Annotated in this window: 17 protein-coding genes and 1 pseudogene; 9 read left to right on the top strand and 9 right to left on the bottom strand. The window is 63.6% G+C overall.

Annotated elements, in window-relative coordinates; translation table 11 throughout:
• The first annotated feature begins 88 nt into the window (after positions 1-88).
• Positions 89-1,072, top strand: coding sequence for a DMT family transporter (locus P1P91_RS10615; protein WP_311882498.1), 984 nt, complete (start codon positions 89-91; stop codon positions 1,070-1,072).
• A gap of 189 nt (positions 1,073-1,261) precedes the next feature.
• Positions 1,262-2,063, top strand: a protein-coding gene (locus P1P91_RS10610) for an IS5 family transposase (RefSeq protein WP_311882497.1) whose coding sequence is annotated in 2 segments (ribosomal slippage) — positions 1,262-1,593 and positions 1,592-2,063 — 804 coding nt in all. Because the reading frame shifts where the segments join, the coding sequence is not laid out codon by codon here.
• A gap of 9 nt (positions 2,064-2,072) precedes the next feature.
• Here the strand turns inward: P1P91_RS10610 and P1P91_RS10605 are convergent.
• Both P1P91_RS10605 and P1P91_RS10600 read right to left on the bottom strand, forming a co-directional pair.
• A complete protein-coding gene (locus P1P91_RS10605) occupies positions 2,073-2,981 on the bottom strand; it encodes a LysR family transcriptional regulator (RefSeq protein WP_311882495.1) in 909 nt (302 codons plus the stop codon).
• A 203-nt stretch (positions 2,982-3,184) separates the two neighbouring features.
• Positions 3,185-5,314, bottom strand: coding sequence for a TonB-dependent receptor domain-containing protein (locus P1P91_RS10600; protein ID WP_311882494.1), 2,130 nt, complete (start codon positions 5,312-5,314; stop codon positions 3,185-3,187).
• Between the two features lie 236 nt (positions 5,315-5,550).
• On the opposite strand from P1P91_RS10600, the gene P1P91_RS10595 reads away from it, so the two are divergent.
• From P1P91_RS10595 to P1P91_RS10580, 4 genes are read left to right on the top strand one after another with little or no spacing between them, the layout of a single operon-like run.
• Positions 5,551-6,480: an ABC transporter substrate-binding protein gene (locus P1P91_RS10595; RefSeq protein WP_376717164.1), complete on the top strand. Its 930-nt coding sequence runs from the start codon at positions 5,551-5,553 to the stop codon at positions 6,478-6,480.
• A 56-nt stretch (positions 6,481-6,536) separates the two neighbouring features.
• The gene (locus P1P91_RS10590) at positions 6,537-7,505 is read left to right on the top strand and encodes a FecCD family ABC transporter permease (protein ID WP_311882493.1); all 969 of its coding nucleotides are present in this window, start codon (positions 6,537-6,539) and stop codon (positions 7,503-7,505) included.
• 19 nt (positions 7,506-7,524) lie between these two features.
• On the top strand, positions 7,525-8,634 hold the full coding sequence (locus tag P1P91_RS10585) for a FecCD family ABC transporter permease (protein ID WP_376717165.1): 1,110 nt from the start codon (positions 7,525-7,527) through the stop codon (positions 8,632-8,634).
• Positions 8,631-9,434: an ABC transporter ATP-binding protein gene (locus P1P91_RS10580; protein ID WP_311882490.1), complete on the top strand. Its 804-nt coding sequence runs from the start codon at positions 8,631-8,633 to the stop codon at positions 9,432-9,434. The genes P1P91_RS10585 and P1P91_RS10580 overlap by 4 nt, the downstream gene beginning before the upstream one ends.
• A gap of 128 nt (positions 9,435-9,562) precedes the next feature.
• Here the strand turns inward: P1P91_RS10580 and P1P91_RS10575 are convergent, their stop codons facing one another.
• The 5 genes from P1P91_RS10575 to P1P91_RS10555 all read right to left on the bottom strand — a co-directional run bounded on the left by P1P91_RS10575 (position 9,563) and on the right by P1P91_RS10555 (position 12,701).
• Positions 9,563-10,105: an NADPH-dependent FMN reductase gene (locus P1P91_RS10575; protein ID WP_311882488.1), complete on the bottom strand. Its 543-nt coding sequence runs from the start codon at positions 10,103-10,105 to the stop codon at positions 9,563-9,565.
• Between the two features lie 61 nt (positions 10,106-10,166).
• Positions 10,167-10,688 carry a cytochrome b gene (locus P1P91_RS10570; RefSeq protein ID WP_311882486.1) on the bottom strand — a complete coding sequence of 174 codons (522 nt, stop codon included), beginning with the start codon at positions 10,686-10,688 and terminating at the stop codon, positions 10,167-10,169.
• A gap of 37 nt (positions 10,689-10,725) precedes the next feature.
• Positions 10,726-10,998, bottom strand: coding sequence for a DUF2218 domain-containing protein (locus P1P91_RS10565; protein WP_311882484.1), 273 nt, complete (start codon positions 10,996-10,998; stop codon positions 10,726-10,728).
• Between the two features lie 29 nt (positions 10,999-11,027).
• Positions 11,028-11,825, bottom strand: coding sequence for an SDR family NAD(P)-dependent oxidoreductase (locus P1P91_RS10560; protein WP_456068316.1), 798 nt, complete (start codon positions 11,823-11,825; stop codon positions 11,028-11,030).
• A gap of 45 nt (positions 11,826-11,870) precedes the next feature.
• On the bottom strand, positions 11,871-12,701 hold the full coding sequence (locus P1P91_RS10555; RefSeq protein ID WP_311882483.1) for a DODA-type extradiol aromatic ring-opening family dioxygenase: 831 nt from the start codon (positions 12,699-12,701) through the stop codon (positions 11,871-11,873).
• Between the two features lie 180 nt (positions 12,702-12,881).
• On the opposite strand from P1P91_RS10555, the gene P1P91_RS10550 reads away from it, so the two are divergent.
• Both P1P91_RS10550 and P1P91_RS10545 read left to right on the top strand, forming a co-directional pair.
• Positions 12,882-13,973 carry an ISAs1 family transposase gene (locus P1P91_RS10550; RefSeq protein WP_311882482.1) on the top strand — a complete coding sequence of 364 codons (1,092 nt, stop codon included), beginning with the start codon at positions 12,882-12,884 and terminating at the stop codon, positions 13,971-13,973.
• Positions 13,974-14,051: 78 nt separating this feature from the next.
• Positions 14,052-14,945, top strand: coding sequence for a LysR family transcriptional regulator (locus P1P91_RS10545; protein WP_311882481.1), 894 nt, complete (start codon positions 14,052-14,054; stop codon positions 14,943-14,945).
• Positions 14,946-15,185: 240 nt separating this feature from the next.
• Here P1P91_RS10545 and P1P91_RS10540 read toward each other — a convergent pair.
• Both P1P91_RS10540 and P1P91_RS10535 read right to left on the bottom strand, forming a co-directional pair.
• Positions 15,186-15,314, bottom strand: a pseudogene (locus P1P91_RS10540) (IS5/IS1182 family transposase); the annotation flags it as partial.
• 225 nt (positions 15,315-15,539) lie between these two features.
• Entirely contained in the window at positions 15,540-16,268 is a 729-nt protein-coding gene (locus P1P91_RS10535; protein ID WP_311882480.1) for a glutamine amidotransferase, read from the bottom strand.
• Positions 16,269-16,390: 122 nt separating this feature from the next.
• Between P1P91_RS10535 and P1P91_RS10530 the strand changes: the two genes are divergently transcribed.
• Positions 16,391-17,065 carry an SDR family oxidoreductase gene (locus tag P1P91_RS10530; protein WP_311882479.1) on the top strand — a complete coding sequence of 225 codons (675 nt, stop codon included), beginning with the start codon at positions 16,391-16,393 and terminating at the stop codon, positions 17,063-17,065.
• Positions 17,066-17,097: the final 32 nt, after the last annotated feature.

Genomic DNA, 17,097 nt, shown 5'->3' with positions numbered 1-17,097 from the left:
CGCTTTCAGGCCGTGGCGCCAGGCCAGTCGATCATCCGGCACCCTGCAGTTAACACCCTCGATGGCACCAAATCCGGGAGATTGCCTCATGTGGAAGCGTTTGCCGTTTCGTCTGCGCGGCTATCTGATCACCATGAGCGGTGTGTTGTTGCTCTCGCCGGATGCGCTGCTGGTCAAGGACACCTCGGTAGACGCGGCCACCTTCATGTTCTGGCGCGGGCTGTTATTGGGCCTGGTGCTGCTGCTGATCGCCGCGGCGCGCTATCGCGCGCGTCTGGGGCAGGCAATACTGGCCTGCGGCCCCGCGGCGTTGTGGTGCCCGCTCGCCTTTGCCGCCAGCGCCTGGGCCTTCGTGATAGCGACCCGCCTGACCTCGGCGGGCAATGTGCTGGTCATGCTCAACCTGGCGCCCCTGGTGGCCGGGCTGATCGGCCTGGTGTTCTTTCGGCAGCGGTTGCGCCGCCAGACCTGGGTGGTGATCGTGATCTGCATTACCGGCGCCAGCCTGATGGCCGCCGGTGAGGTGGGGCAGGGGAGTCTGCTGGGCCTGGCGGTGGCGATGCTTGTACCTGTTTCCATCGCGATCAATACCAGCGTGGCCAGCTCCCGCCCCGGCGCCGGAAAACGCGGCCTGGACACCACCGTGGTGCTGCCCCTGGGGTGCCTGGCGATGCTGCTGCCCGCGGCGTTGATGGGCGGTGCCCAGCTGCCGGATGCCGACAATATGCAGCGTCTTTCGCTGATGGGGCTGCTGCTGCCGCTGGCCTATTTCCTGATCCAGACCGGGGCGCGCTATCTGCCCGGCGCCGAGGTCAGCCTGGTCATGCTGCTCGAGACCCTGGTCGGCACCCTGCTGGTGTGGTGGTGGGTCGGCGAGGTGCCGGCGCCCCTGGCCTTTGTGGGCGGCGGGATGATCGTCGTCGCCATGCTGGTCAGTTCGCTGCGCGACCTCCTGCGCCAGCGCCGCAAGGCGGCCGAGGGGGCTCCGGACACCCGGCGCCTGCGAGACGAGGCCGCGGAAGAGAGCCTCGAGCGCGGAGATCTCGCGCCGCCGGTGGGTGAGCGCCACTGAGGCGGCGGCCTCGGGAGTTTGAAGCTGGAAGAGCGCCGCTTCGCGGCTGGAAGCTGAAAGGAAGGGCGCTCTTCGCACCTACGCCTGTAGTGCCTGTAGTCACCTTGTGGGAAGGCGCGACTCGGCGTCAGGGCTAAGAGCGCTTTTCAAAACCTTGATTCACGCCAGTGACAACCCCAGCCTGTTGGTATGGCCAAGAAGATCGTATCCGATGAGCTTTGGGAGATCGTGGAGCCGCTGTTGCCGCCGGAGAAGCCAAAGCCGCGTGGTGGCCGACCTCCCATCTCCAACCGTGCCGCCTTGACCGGGATCCTCTTCGTTCTGAAGGCCGGGTTCCCATGGGACATGCTGCCTCAGGAAATGGGGTGCGGCTCCGGCGTCACCTGCTGGCGTCGCCTCCGAGACTGGCATGAAGCCGGTGTCTGGCAAAGGCTGCATCAGGTGCTGTTGGAGCACCTGCACGGTGCCGACCGTCTGGATTGGGATCGAGCCTGTATGGACATTGCTTCCATAAAGGCCAAAAAAGGGGGCTGCCACGGGGCCGAACCCGACGGACCGAGGCCGACCGGGCACCAAGCGCCACCTGTTGACCGACCGTTTCGGGACACCGCTGGCGGTACGACTGACGGGGGCGAATACGCACGATAGCGTGCTCCTGGAGGATCTGCTGGATGCCGTCCATCCCGTGGTAGGACGACGTGGCCGGCCACGGCAACGTCCCCGCAAGCTGCATGCGGACAAGGCCTACGGTGCTCGACGTTGCCGCCGAGCCTGTCGCACCCGACACATTCGGCCCCGAATAGCTCGCCGAAGCATCGAAGATGGCCAGAGGCTCGGACGCCACCGCTGGGTGGTGGAACGTACCTTCGCCTGGATGGAGCAGATGAGGCGTCTGGCCACGCGTTACGAGCGCCGAGCCGACATCCATGAGACGTTTACCCTGCTGGGCTGCTCGATGATCTGCTTCAAACGGCTCATGAGAGCGTTTTGAAATAAGCTCTTAGGAGGCATTATACCATGACGCCGGCACTGCCTGGCGCAGTGCATCGAGCAGGGCGTCCATGCGCTGGGGGCGCTGGCCATAGGGGTAGAGCAGCGTGGCTGCCAGCGGCGTTGGTCGCCACTCGGGCAGACAGGGCATGAGTTCACCGGGGTGATACACCTCTCGTGCCGCGACGAGCCATTCCGGCAGCACCCCGAGGCCCTGGCCCTGAGCGATGGCATCCAACTGCAGCTCCGGCAGGTTGACGCTAAGCCGGGAGCGTGGCGGGCGAAAGCAGAATTCGCCCCGCTCGGCGTGGTGTAAGGTCAACCCGTCATGGGTGGTGCCGAGCAGGTCGATCCAAGGGTGGTGTGCCAGCGTGTCGGGACATGTTGGTGCCTCGTGGCGTGCCAGATAGCCGGGGCTGGCGTAGAGCCGCTGGGTGAGCCGCCCCAGGGGCTCTGTCTTGAGGCCGGTCTCGGTGGGCAGTTCGCCCAGCCATACCTGCACGCACTGTTTTCCCGAGGAATATTCCGGACGTTCGCGTGCCTGCAGGGTCAACTCCATTTCGGGGTGGCATGCCAGGAAGGCCTCGACCACCTTGGCCGCCCAGCTGCGCGTTAGGCTGCAGTGCACTCCCAGGGTAAGGTGCCCGCGCATTACTTCGGAAAGATCGGCCAGCGCCTCGCGGCTGCGGCTGGCCAGGCTCAGCATCTCGCGGCAGTAGTCGTGAAATACCTGCCCCGCCTCGGTAGGTGTTAGCCGGTTGGCCTGGCGCCGCAGCAGCGTCTGCCCAAGCCGCGATTCTAGCTGGGTGATGCGACGGCTGAGTGTCGACTTGGCCAGGCCCATTTCACGGGCGCTGCGGGTCAGGCTGCCCGAGGTCATCACCGCATCGAAGGCGGCCAGTTCATCGAAGTCGTGCATGATCGTGAGGGGTGCGCCGAAAGATGGACAGTATGTCATGTCATGAATATTAATAAAAACGATTAAGGTTTAGTTTTGTGTCGTTACCTCCTTATAGTGAATAGAGAGCAGCATGAAGGGTAATAAAAAGCCCCGGGGTGGTCGGGGCGAAGCGAAGCATCGGATACAGAGAGATGGGGCTCGAAACAGAAGATGAGTCGACGTCAGAACTCGTAGCGAGCGGAGAGCCAGAGGCGGCGGCCTTCCGCGCTATTGGCATAAATATTGCCGTAGCTGGCACCGCCATCGTAGGCGCGGTAGTCGACGAAGTCCTTGTCGAACAGGTTCCGGATCGTGGCGCTCACTGTGAAGGCATTGGATACTCGATAGCTGCCGCCCAGATGAAACAACGCATAGGACTCGAAGTCGCCCAGGTTGTCGTAGGAGGCCGCCCCGCGCACTCGCTCGCGGTTGCGGTAGCGCTCGCTGCGATATTCGCCGGAGAGCCAGGTGCCGAGGCGGTCGGTGGCCTGCCAGCGCAGGGTGCCGTTGACGGCGTGCTCCGGGGTATCGGTTAGAGGCTCACCCTGCTGCTCACCACTCTTCTGCTCGCTCTCGGTATAGGTGTAGTTGGCACTCAGGTTGACGCTTTCCGAGAGCTGGATGCGTGTGGATAGCTCGATGCCCTGGGTCTCGGCCTCGTCGATATTGATGTCTTGAGAGTAGGTGCCATCAGGGATCATCGGATCACCGCTGACCACGATATCCGGGCCGGAGGAGATCTTGTCGTCGAAGCGGTTGTGGAAGAGGGTGGCGCTGGCCATGAACCCCTTGCCGTTATCGTACTGGGCGGCGAGTTCGCTGCTGGTGCTCTTTTCCGGCTGCAGGTCAGGGTTGCCGATGGTCAGGATGGTACCTTGGCCGGTGACACCATTGATGCCATTGTGCAAGTCGTTGAGTGAGGGTGTCCTGTAGCCACGGCTGACTCCCCCTTTGAGGGTCCAGTCATCACTGGCACTCCATACGAGATAGCCGCGGGGACTGAACTGACTGCCGAAGGCGTCATGGTGGTCGTAACGGCCACCCAGGGTCAGGGCCCAGTCCTCGGCCAACCACCACTCGTCTTCGGCGAACAGTGCCCAGGTGGTCTGCTCGAAGGCTTCGGTAGCAAGACCATCGGTCAGCTCGGAATCCATCCATTGACCGCCGAGCGTTGTCATATGGTCGCCAAGCGGCATGATGAACTTACTGTCCAGGACGGTGTTAGTCGTTTCGAGCTCACGTGCATCGCCGCCCACAATATCGGGGAAACCTGTATAAGGCTGCCCCATGGTGCCCGGGATGGTGCGACCCTTGGTCTCGGTGGTGTTGTGCATCAGGCTGGACTCCCAGGTGCCGGCGGTGAAGCGACCGGTATGCCCGACGGCGATCTGGTCGCGCTCGAAGCGCAGCTCGTCGCTGTAGCCGTTGGCCACGCCCGGGTCGGGTTCGCAGCTGCGGGTGCGACCGTCCAGGGTGCCCAGCTGACAGTCATCGTTGGTGTACTCCTGGCGGCTAGTCTCGCCGTCGAGCCAGAGTTCATGGTCCTGGTGGGGCGTCAGGGTGAGCCTGGCGCCCAGGCTGTAAATATCCCCCTCGACGGGACTGGGGCCGCGCTGGCTGACTGGCACCTCGGTACCGTCTGTTTCGGTATAGGTCAGGCTTGAGGCGTCGCGCTCATAAAACCGACCACGCACCTGGAGTCCCAGGGTGTCTTCGATCAGCGGGCCGCTGGCATAGAGGCTGGTCTCGCGGCTGTCGCCGAAGTCGTCATGCTGATTAAAGGTGCTTTCGGCCTGCACCGAGCCGCTCCATTCCTGACCAACCTTGCGGGTGATGATGTTGATCACCCCACCCATGGCATCGGAGCCGTAGAGGGTCGACATCGGTCCGCGGATCACCTCGATGCGTTCGATGCTGGAGACAGGCGGCATGAAACTGGTGGAGGTCTCGCCGAAGCCATTGGGAGTAACACTGCCGGCGGTGTTCTGGCGTCGGCCGTCGATCAGGATCAGGGTATAGTCGCTGGGCATTCCACGGATGCTGATATTGCGACCGCCGGTCTTGCCTACTTGGCCGCCCACATCGACGCCCTCCACATCACGCAGGGCATCGGCGACGCTGCTGACCCGCTTCTCCTCCAGCTCCTGGCGGCTGATTACCGAGATGCTGGCCGGAGCCTCGGCCATGGCCTGCTCGAAGCCGGCGGCGGTGACCACGATGTTATCCAGCTGCCGGGTCTCCTGGGCCAGGGCAGTGGAAGCGGTGACCAGCGCGACGGCACTGGTCAGGAGATGAGGGTTGAAGCGGTTCATGGCATGCCTTGAATGAGATTGATTTCGAATAATTTTTGCATTTTATATGGGAATCATCATCAAATAACACTTGCTTTCACAAAACATTGTGTTGCAGAAAAAGGAACGCTGCCCCGGTTTGCGCCTGCCTGAGAAGCCTTCTCTTTGCGATATCTCGAACGCAGCGTTGCGTTCTTCGCCACATGCAAAAGCCTCTGATAATTGTTATCATATCGGAGACCAAGGAGATCCTGCCCATGTTGCATGTCACACGCCACGCCGCCGCCATGGCCGGCCTGACCACGCTTTTGACCTTTTCCACGGCTCAGGCCGCCAGCGTTGCCACCGCCCATGGTGAAGTCGAAGTTCCCGATGCCCCCGAGCGGGTGGTAACCCTCCATGAGGGCGCCCTGGATGCTGCCCTGGCGGTGGAGGTAACGCCCGTGGGCGCCGTCACTACCCGCGGTGGTGATGGCGTCGCCCGCTATATCGAGGCCTACCTCGAAGAAGAGACCCGCCCGGCCATTGTCGGGGTGGTGCGCGAGGTCAACCTGGAAGCTGTGCTGGCCGAGCGGCCGGACTTGATCCTGGCCTCCCCGCAGCTGTCCGACGAGCAGTACAGGTTGCTGTCTAAGATCGCGCCCACCGTGGTACCGGAGGCCCGTAAGCTGGCCCCCGATAATTGGCTGCATGAAGCGCGCCTCTTCGGTGAGGCCCTGGGCCGCGAGGAGGCGTTGGAAAAGGCCATCACCCGGGTAGAAGAGCGCGCCGCGGCAGTGGCCGAGGCAGTCGAAGAAGCCGGCGTGGGCGGCAGCGCCAACCTGGTGCGCTGGATGCCCCAGGGCCCGCTGGTGATGTCCGATGCGCTGTTTTCCAGCGCTATGCTGGCGGCGGCCGGACTCGAGGTGACCGATGCCGGGCTGGTCAATCAAGGCGGTGTGCATAGCGATCCGCTGAGCCTCGAGAACCTCTCGCGGCTGGAGGGCGACTGGCTGTTTCTGGCCACGCTTAATGAAGAGGGCGATCAGGCCCTGAAAGCGGCAAGGAAGTCGCCCGCTTTCGCTCGCCTGCCGGTCGTGAAGAGTGATCGGGTGGTTCCGGTGGATGGCCAGCTGTGGACCAGCGCCAGTGGCCCGCTGGCCGCCCAGGCGATCCTCGACGACATCGAAGCCGCGCTGCTGCCCTGATGGCGGCGAATGGTTTTTGTCTTCAGCCCCGCCGCCCGGCGGGGCTTTGGCGCGTCATGATGCTTCTGCTGGTGCTACTGGCAGCAATGGTCATCGTCAGCTTGATGCTGGGCGCCGGAGAGGTAACCCCGGGCCGGGCCCTGGCCGTGCTGGCAGGGCACGGCGATGACGAGGCCACCTTCGTGGTGGGCTCGCTGCGTGCCCCCCGCACCCTGATTGGCATCTTCGTCGGTATCTCGCTGGGACTGGCCGGGGCGCTGCTGCAGGCAGTGTCGCGCAACCCGCTGGCCGAACCCGGGCTGCTGGGCGTCAGTGCCGGTGCGGCGTTCGCCGTGGGCGTGGCGCTGTGGCTGGGTGCTAGTGCGGCGACGCTGCGCATCGCGGTGGGGCAGGTGGGAGCGTTGTTGGGCTGCCTGGCCGTGCTCAGCGTGGTGCGTCTGCGTGGCATGGGTGGGGACCCGGTACGTCTGGTGCTGGCCGGTGCCGCCTTTTCGGCGCTGCTTGCCTCGCTCACCTCGCTGTTGCTGCTGTTTGATCAGCGCACCGCCGACGAGATCCGCTTCTGGGTCGTGGGCAGCCTGGCGGGGCGTCGTCTCGAAGATCTTCTGGCGATATTGCCTAGTCTGGGCCTGGCGCTGGGGATCATCGTTGTCATCGCCAGGCCCCTGGCGGCTCTGGCACTGGGCGAGCGGGTCGCCTCGGGCCTGGGCCATCATCCGGGCCGCGTTCGCCTGCTGGTGGTTCTGGCGGTGGCGCTGATGGTGGGAGCGGCCACGGCGGTGGCCGGCCCCATCGCCTTCGTCGGTCTGGTGGTGCCTTTCGCCGCTCGCGCTCTGGTCGGCCCCGATATTCGCCGCGCCCTTTGGATCTGTCTACTGTTGGGGCCGCTGATGGTGCTGGCGGCGGATATTATCTCGCGCCTGGTCGTGGCGCCGTCGGAGTTGCCTATCGGAGTGCTGACGGCCTTGATCGGCGCCCCGGTGCTGGTGGCTGTCGTGCGCGCGCGACGCCTGCCGACGCTGTAAGGAGGCGCAGAGAATGAACATGGAGAGCCTCGAACGGTTTGCCCCCCGGGAAACGACCCCGGCCGAATCAAGAGCCGCCCTCGCAGAGGATATACCCCCGCCACTTGGACACTGGCGACTGGCGGCGGGAGATATCAGCCTGCTGATCGAACGTCGTGCCCTGTGGGTCGGCGCGTTGCTTTTGCTGGCCCTGCTGGTGGCATCGCTGGCCTATCTGGCGCTGGGTACCGAACGGCTGGCACCGCCGGTCGTCTGGCGGGCACTCGTCGGCCAAGGGGATCCGGTCGCTACCTTCCTGGTGCAGGAGCTACGTCTGCCGCGACTGGTCGCGGCATGGTTGACCGGCGCCGCCTTCGCGCTGGCCGGCTGCTTGATGCAGACCCTGGCCCGCAATCGGCTGGCCACGCCGGGCATCATCGGTATCGATAACGGTGCCACGGCCTTCGCGGTGGCCTCGGTGGTGGGGCTCGGCACCTCCCTGGCGCCGCCCGCCATGGCTCTGGTCGGCGGTGCCACCGCGGCAGCCATCACCTTCGGCCTGGCCAGCGGTGGGGATACCCGTGGCTATCGCTTTATCGTGGCCGGCATCGGGATCGGCGCGATGTTCGGTGCCGTGACACAGCTGTTGCTGGCCCAGATCGATATCGACAGCGCCAATGCGGCTTATCCCTGGACCGTCGGCACGCTGAATGCACGCACCGGTGGCGCGGTTCTGGCGTTGGCCGGTGGCTGCGCCATGGGGCTGCCCCTGGCGCTGGCGTTGGCTCGCTCGTTGGGCAATATGCGCTTCTCCAATGCCATCGCCCAGGGTTTCGGCGTGCCCTTGAGACGTCGCCGTCTTCAGGTGCTGAGCCTTGCGGTGGTGCTATCCGCCCTGGCAGTGGCAGTTGCCGGGCCGGTGGGCATGGTGGGTCTGATCGGCCCGGAGATCGCGCGCTCGCTGTCTTCATCCCGGAGTGTCCCCCTGATAGCCTCGGCACTGGCCGGCGCCCTGGTGATGGTGCTGGCCGACCTGGTCGGCCGGCTGCTGCTGGCACCCATCGAGCTGCCGGTCGGCATCGTTACCGCCATCGTCGGCGGCCCCTGGCTGCTGTGGATCCTGCTGAGACCCTCGAGGAACCCTGCATGAATGCCCCCACGTATCCCGCCAACCTGCTGCAGGCCAGTGAGCTTTGCCTGGCCCACGGCGGCACGACCATTATCGAGAATCTGGCCCTGACGCTGCCGCCGGGTCGGGTAACCGCCATTGTCGGCCCCAACGGCTGCGGCAAGTCGACCCTGCTGGCGGGCCTGGCCCGGATGCACGCTCCGGGCGGCGGCGCGGTGCTGCTCGACGGTACCGATGTCCAGCGCCTGCCGGCCCGGGAGCTGGCTCGGCGCCTGGCACTATTGCCCCAGGAGGCCGGCGCGCCGGAGGGCCTGACCGTGGGGGACCTGGTGCGTTTCGGCCGCCAGCCCCATCAGGGCTGGCTACGCCAGTGGTCGTCCGATGATCGGCGGGCGGTAGACGACGCCTTGTCCGCCGCCGGCCTCGAGGCCCTGGCGGAACGACCGCTGGAGTCATTATCCGGCGGGCAGCGTCAGCGCGCCTGGATCGCCATGACCATTGCCCAGCAGACGCCGCTGCTGCTGCTGGACGAACCCACCTCGGCACTGGATCTGGGCCACCAGCTGGAGGTCTTCGAGCTGGTGCGCTCACTGGCGAGGCGCGGGCGCACCATCGCCCTGGTGCTCCACGACCTGGCCAGCGCCTGCCGCTACGCCGACTACCTGGTCGCCATGCGCGATGGTGCCATCATCGCCCAGGGCTTGCCGGCCGAGGTGGTCACCGAGGCGCTGGTAGCGGAGCTTTACGGCGTCGGCTGTACCCTGATTCATGACCCGGTGAGCGGCGCGCCGCTGCTGACTGATCTGCGGCGTTTGTCCTGAGCGGGTATACGGTTTGCGGCGAGTTAGAGGCTACATCCGGCAATATAGAGCAGTGCTCTCGCCAGCGGCGTGCCGGTGCAGCTTGAGGTGCAGTCAAGTGAAGTGGACGTTGTGTTGACGATAGTCCATTACTGGCTGGCGGCCCACCGGGTATAGCCGCTCAGGTACTGCTGTATAAAGTCCCGGGTGTTCTTGTCAGCCAGGCGGCCTTGCTCATCAAAAGCGGTGTGCGCAGACGCCAATGCAAAGTCTGGCGCCAGATAAACCGGCGTTAAGGTGGCCAGGAGTATGTCGCGCAGATGGACTTGAGCTCGGACCCCGCCCGTATGGCTCATTGAGGCGCTGATAACCCCGGTGGGCTTGCCGCGCATTACCGAGTTGAACGCCGGCCGGGAGGCCCAGTCAATGGCGTTTTTAAGCACGCCGGGGACGCTGTAATTGTATTCCGGCGTAGCGATCAGCATGCCGTCGGCATCGGCGATGGCGTCCAGCAATGCCTGCACCGGAGCGGGTTTGGTGTCGCCATCCAGATCGCCGTTATAGAAGGGGATATCAGCAAGATCAAACAGCTCAATCGATACATTTTCATCGACGGAATCGGCGATGGCTTTCAGTAGCCGAGTATTGAGAGAGTCCTGGCGTAAGCTACCGCTAATGGCTAAAACTTTCATTGTCTATGCTCCTACCAACCGTTGGGTCTTCCTGGTGTATGGCGTCGTACCGAGCGCGACATTACAGCATCCGCTTCAGGGTATCGTCCTTGCGAATGAAATGGTGGATCAGGGCCATGCCGATATGCCCGATGATAAGCGCGGTTAATAGCCAGGCCAGCGGTGAATGCAGGTTGCCGATAGCGGCGGCCCAGGCAATCTCTTCGCTTTTCGCAAACAGCTCCATTCCGAAGGCGCTCACGCCATGTCCTCCGCCGAGCATCACCATCATGCCGGTGATCGGCATCAACAGCATGCCGGCAAAGAGCAGCCCGTGCCCCGCCTTGACCAGCCTGGCGATGGCCGGGTCATGGGCCGGGCGCTGATGACGCTGGGTTATCACCCACGCCAGACGCAGGACGATCAGCACCAGCAGCAGGGTGCCGATGGACACATGCCAGGGCACCAGAGTCTCGCCTACCCAATGTTCGCCCTCGGCGATACGGTCCCCGAACTTGAATAACTGCCAGCCGATCAGCCCGGCCATCAGCCAATGAAAGGTCTTGCTGATGCTGCCATAGCGTGTTTTCGAGTCACGTTTCATGTTCTGATCCTCTTGTTGCGGGCGTGGTAAAAGCCGGTTATTGCCATTCGATATCCAGCGTTTCTCTGGCTGCCATGCGCTGGAGGTGATCGGCCACTACCTGCTGTAGTTTGGGCATTTGTGCGGCGTCGCTTTGCAGCTCCACGGTCAGCGCGTCTGCGCCGTGCATCCGGCACACTCCCAACGGCAGCTCTATTTCGGCTTGCTGCGCGTCAAGGGTAACGGGAAACTTGTGGCCCCAGTGTTTGCACAGCCGGTTCATCAGGCGTTGGGCGTGTTGGGTTTGAATCCGGGCGCTGGATGTCAGCATTGTTCATGTCTCCTGTGGTTGATGGGCCGTCAAGTAATACTCTCGACGATACCGCCTTCCACCCGCAGTGCCGTGCCGGTGGTGGCACTGGCTTGGGGCGAGGCCGCATAGACGCTGAGGCTGGCCACTTCTTCGGGCGTCGCGAAGCGCTTGAGCAGCGTCGAGGGCCGGTTCTCATCCAGGAAGAGGGTTTCCATCTCCTCGACCGAGATGCCGCGCTCGGCGGCCAGTTCCGCCATCATCCCCAAGGCGCCTTCTGTGCGGGTCGGGCCGGGCAGAATGGTGTTGACCGTGACGCCGCTGCCGGCCAGCACCTTGGCCAGACCGCGGGAGACGCCCTGCAGCGCCGCCTTGCTGACGCCGTAGTGCACCATCTCGGCCGGAATGTTCAGCGCCGACTCACTGGAAATGAACTGGATACGCCCCCAGCCCCTGGCGTGCATGCCCTTCGCATAGTGCCGCGCCAGGCGAACGCCGCTCATGAGGTTGACCTGGAAGATCTCCTCCCAGGCAGCATCGTCGATCTCGAAGAACGGGAGAGCGCCATAAATACCCAGGTTGTTAACCAGGATATCGACCTCGGGGCGGGCCTCGATCACCGCCTGGCAGCCCTCGGCGGTGCCAGGGTCGGCGACCACGCCGCTGGCATCGTCACGACCGCTGGCTTGATGGATATGGGCCACGGCCTTGTCCACCCTGGACCGGTCACGACCGACCACGGTTACGCGGCTCCCCGCCTGAGCCAGACCGGAGGCAATGGCTAGACCAATGCCCGCGGTGGAGCCTGTGACCAAAGCGTGTTTTTCCGAAAGTTCAATTTGCATCATCAATCTCTTGGCGTTTTCAAGAAGTATGAAGTTTATGTCGTTGACTCAACCAAACCGGAACGCCGACAGCTGCGTTTCAAGTATCTGCTCCGAATAGATCTTGCGGCCCCGGTCTTGCCCTGCAGCGCCCGCGGCGACCATCAGCGGGAGCAGGTGCTCTTCACCGCCTGCCGGGTGGCATTGATGGGCATGGGGTGCCTGCGCCCAGTTGCTGAGCGCGGCGTGGCGTCGATCGGGTTCAGCCTCCACGGCCCGGGTCAGCCAGTCATCGAAGGCTTCGGAGGGGGCGGTGAAGCGCGCATCGCCAAAGCCGCGCATGTTGTGAAAGCTCATGCCGCTGCCAACGATCAGCACGCCTTCATCGCGCAGCGACGCCAGGGCTTCGCCAGCCGCAAGGTGAGCGGCAGGATCGAGGTCATCCCGCAACGACAGCTGCACCACGGGAATATCTGCCTCGGGAAACATCAGCTTCAGCGGCACAAAGATGCCGTGATCGAACCCCCGCTCGGTGTCCTGCTGGCCGGGTAGGCCGGCTTGAGAGAGCAGCGCGTCGATTCGCTTGGCCAGCGCCGGGTCGCCGGGTGCCGGATAGGTAAGCTCATAGGTATGGTCGGGAAACCCGTAATAATCGAAGATCAGCTCGGGCTGTTCACCGGCGGTCACGCAAAAACCCGGCGCTTGCCAGTGGGCAGAGACCATCAGGATGGCGCGAGGGCGGGCCGGCAGCGATGACGCCACGCCCTTGAGAAAGTCTGCTGTCCCCGTCCAGGTGTGCGGTGGATTCCAGTCCATGAAAAAGCACGGGCCGGCACCATGGGGAACAAATAGCACCGGCTGGAGAGTGGAAGAGACAGGCGATGCACTGCTGTTGGTCATGGTGGCACTCCCGAGGCCGTGCGGCCCGATCAAGACTAACAGAAATGACTCTACATTGATTACTATAAGTGGGGGAATATCAGGGCTATCGCAGTTAGATAAGCAGTCATCCATAGACACGCAGCCCACGCCATAGGCACTCTGACCAGTATCCCTTCTGTGCCGGCATCAAGGAGTGATATGGCATCTGTCACCAGCTGCTTTTCTGATCTGCCCGATCCCAGGGGCACCAACGCCCGTCACGAGCTTGATGAGATCCTGTTCATTGCCTTGTGTGCGGTCCTCTGCGGGGCGGAGGACTGTTCAGATATGGCGTTGTTCGGGCAGTCAAAGGAAGCGTTCCTGCGCCGTTTCCTGTCGCTGCCCCATGGTATCCCCAGCCATGACACGTTCAGCCGGGTCTTTCGCCACCTGGATCCGGCGGCCTTTCACGACCATTTTCTCTCCTTCATGTCACGCTTCGCGGAACAGGTAGAAGGAGTCGTCGCGGTGGATGGCAAGACACTCCGGCGCTCCTACGATCGAGCGGCAGCGAAGTCGCCGCTCCACCTTGTCAGCGTCTGGGCCGCCGATCAGCGCCTGGTGTTGGGCCAGCGCGCCGTCGATGAAAAATCCAACGAGATCACGGCGGTACCGGAGCTGCTCAAGCTTCTGTCTCTCTCTGGCGTGACGGTGACGGCCGACGCCATGCATTGCCAGCGGGCCCTTTCCCAGCAGATTACGGAGGAAGGCGGGCACTATGCCCTGGCGGTCAAAGACAACCAGAGGGCTTTGCTCGACGACGTTCAATTCATGATGGAGACAGCAAGCGCCGGTGAGCCCCACGTTGACAGCGGTCATGGCCGTGTCGAGTCACGCCAGGCGACGGTGATCACCGATATTGACTGGCTGCAGAGCGCCCATCAGTGGCCAGGCCTGAAGGCCGTGGGGCGCATCACTCGCCGCCGTGAGCTGGCTGAGCAGGCCACAGAGGAGACCGCCGACTACCTGCTGAGCGATGCGCTGTCACCAGATCAGCTCATTGAGGTAACACGCCAGCACTGGGGCATCGAGAATCGCCTTCACTGGGTGCTCGACGTCACGATGCAGGAAGACCAGAACCGGAGCCGGCGTGGGCACAGTGCCGAAAACCTGGCGTTGCTACGTCGACTGGCGCTTAACGTCGCCAAACTGGAGCCTTCCAAGGGCTCAATGAAAGGCAAGCGGAAACAAGCAGGCTGGAACGACGACTACCTATTGGCGCTCATCCGGCAGTTCGCTCAACTGCGATAGCCCTGGGGGGAATATGCTATTTTTAGAGAACACTTTTAACTATTGGTGTGAGGCGAGCCGTTGGATCGCTTTACGAGCATGCGAGTCTTTATTCAGGCGGTGACCAGCGGCAGCCTGTCGGCGGCGGGGCGTGCCCTGGGCATGTCGCCGGCCATGGCCACCAAGCACATGGACGCCTTGGAATCCCGGCTGGGGGTCAAGCTGCTGCACCGCACGACTCGGCGACTCACGCTGACGGATGCCGGCAGCCACTACCTTGAGGCCAGCAGGCACATTCTGCAGGAGCTCGACGAAGCGGAATCGGAGGTGTCGGCCCAGCGCACCGAGGCGGTCGGACGGCTGCGCATGAACATACCGCTCTCTTTTGGGATGCGTTTCATTGCGCCGCTGCTACCGGCGTTCAGTCGCCGCTATCCCGGGGTAGAGGTCGAACTGGGCCTGAGCGATGCCCAGCACGACCTGATTCAGGAGGGGTGGGATCTGGCGATCCGCATCGGTCATCTTGCCGATAGCTCGCTGCAGGCGCGGCGTCTGGGCGACTGCCCGATGCGGGTGTGTGCGGCGCCGGAGTATCTAAAACGACACGGTACGCCGCAGTGCGTTGCGGACCTTTCCCGCCATAACTGCCTGAGCTATACCCTGTCGTCCTCCCAGCGAGAGGGCGCCTGGAGCTTCGGCAAGAAAGGCAATATCCAGGTGCCCGTACACGGCAACCTCAAGGGCAACAATGGCGATGCGCTGTTGGCGGCGGCACTGGGAGGACAGGGAGTGATCTATCAGCCCCACTTCATTGTGGGGGAGGCTCTGGAGCGCGGGACGCTGGTGGCTCTGGAACTTGACTATCCCACGCTTGAGATAGGCAACCTGCACGTACTTTTCCCGCCTGACCGGCGTCCACCGGCCAAGACCAGGGCGATGATTGATTATCTGGTCGAGGTATTTGCACATTCATCATGCCAACGCCATCTCTGACAACTCTGGGCAGCTCGGCAAGTGAAGGGGGCCACCTGACTCGCCTCACAGACAGCATTATGCCTATGCCGGAATACCAGCATGGGTCTGGCATCCTAGGTTGAAGGCATTTCAAACGCAGGGCAGGTGTTCTCCAAACAAAAAAGGCAGGGTCCGTAACCTAAGGTAATGTGCTGCCGCCGGCGGAGGCAGGCCAGAAGCCGCGGCAGCATCGCCTGGATGACCCCGCTGTTGTCGAGTGAAGAGGATCCCGGTCAAGGCGGCACGGTTGGAGATGGGAGGTCGGCAATCACTCGGCTTTGGCTTCTCTGGCGGCAACAGCGGCTCCACGATCTCCCAAAGCTCGTCGGATACGATCTTCTTAGCCATACCAACAGGCTGGTGTTGTCACTGGCGTGAGTCAAGGTTTTGAAAAGCGCTCTAAGTTGGGCGGCTCAGGGCCGTATCGGGCTCAAGGCTGTATCGGACTCAAGGCTGTATCGGGCTCAAGGCTGTATCGGGCTCAAGGCTGTATCGGGCTCAAGGCTGTATTGGGCTCAAGGCTGTGTCGGGCTCAGGGCTGTGTCGGGCGCGAGCTCTCGGAGATCAGTTGGTTTACGCTACGGCACCTTCGCGTTCGGCCACCGTCCTGGCGAAGCTAATCAGCAATGAGTTGGCCTCCGGCGTGGTGGTGACGCCACGCATCAGGGCGTTGGCATCCTCACCCTGGTCGCGCAGCTTGTCGACCTGGCGGGCGAGGTAGGCGCGCATCACCTCTGGGGTGAACTCCGGGTGGAACTGCACGCTCCACTGGCGCGGGCCATAACGCAGCGCCTGGTTGGCGTCGTGGGCGTTGCGGGCCAGCACCACCGCACCGCTGGGTGCCTCGAGCACCGACTGGGCATGGGTCAGCTGCACGGGGAAGTGTGCCGGCAGCGTGCCCAGCAGCGGGTCGTCATGCCCTGAGTCGGTCAGCGTCACCTGGTGGGTGCCGGACTCGCGTCCCGCCGGACGATAGCCGCTTTGACCGCCGAAGGCGGCGGCCATCAGCTGGTGTCCATAGCAGACGCCAAGCATCGCCAGGTTGCGCTCTCGGGCAGCGACCAGCCACGGCTTGAGCGTTTCGCTCCAGGGCTCGGCGTCGCTGACCATGGCGTGGGAGCCGGTGATGTAGAGGCCATCGATGTCGGCCAGCTCCGGAAGCGGTTCATGGCGCGCATCGAACACCTCGGCCTCGAAGCCATGGGGCGCCAGTATCTGCTGGAACAGCGCTTCGAAGTCGCCGTATTGTTCGACCACCTCGGGGTAGGCATCACCGGTCTTGACGATTAACAGGCGGGGCATGGGAGCTCCTGACGTGGGTGAGAGGGTTTGCTACATTTTTACCTGGGTTGCAGCTGCCGGTCCAACGCCGCCATGAAGCCTGTGTCTATTCTGCTATCCACATTTTCTGTTCTGGAGTTGATATGTCAGCGAGTGTATTGATCACCGGTGCCAACCGCGGCGTCGGACTCGCCCTGGCTCGCCATTACCACGCAGCCGGCCGGGCGGTGATCGGCGTGTGCCGCAGCGGCGGCGAAGAGGCGGCTGAGCTGAGAGACATCGCCGAAACGCTGATCGAGGGCATCGACGTGACCCGTGAAGAGGACGTGGCACGGTTGAAACAGTTGCTGGCGGGCCGCCGCCTGGACCTGCTGGTCAATAACGCCGGCCTCTTGCAGGACGAGGGGCTCGGTGAGCTCGACTTTGATTCCATCCGCACGCAGATGGAGATCAATGCCTATGCGCCGCTGCGCGTGACCGAAACGCTGCTGGGCAACCTGGGCGAGGGCGCCAGGATCGCCAATATTACCAGCCGCATGGGCTCCATCGCCGATAACGACTCCGGCGGGCGCTATGGCTATCGTGCCTCCAAGGCGGCGCTCAACGCCTTTGGCAAGTCGCTTGCCGTGGACCTGAAGCCGCGGGGCATCGCCGTGGCCCAGATTCACCCGGGCTATGTGCAGACGCGCATGGTCAAATTCGGCGGCATGATCAGCGCCGAGGAGGCCGCCGCGGGCATCGCCAGGCGTATCGAGGCGCTGACGCTGGAGAATAGCGGCGGTTTCTGGCATAGCAACGGCGAGGTGCTGCCCTGGTAGCCACGGCGGGGTCGCCCGCTGTGCAGCGTCGC

Source organism: Halomonas piscis (assembly GCF_031886125.1).
Taxonomy (GTDB): Bacteria; Pseudomonadota; Gammaproteobacteria; order Pseudomonadales; family Halomonadaceae; genus Vreelandella; species Vreelandella piscis.
This window is presented reverse-complemented; position numbering and strand designations above follow the sequence as displayed.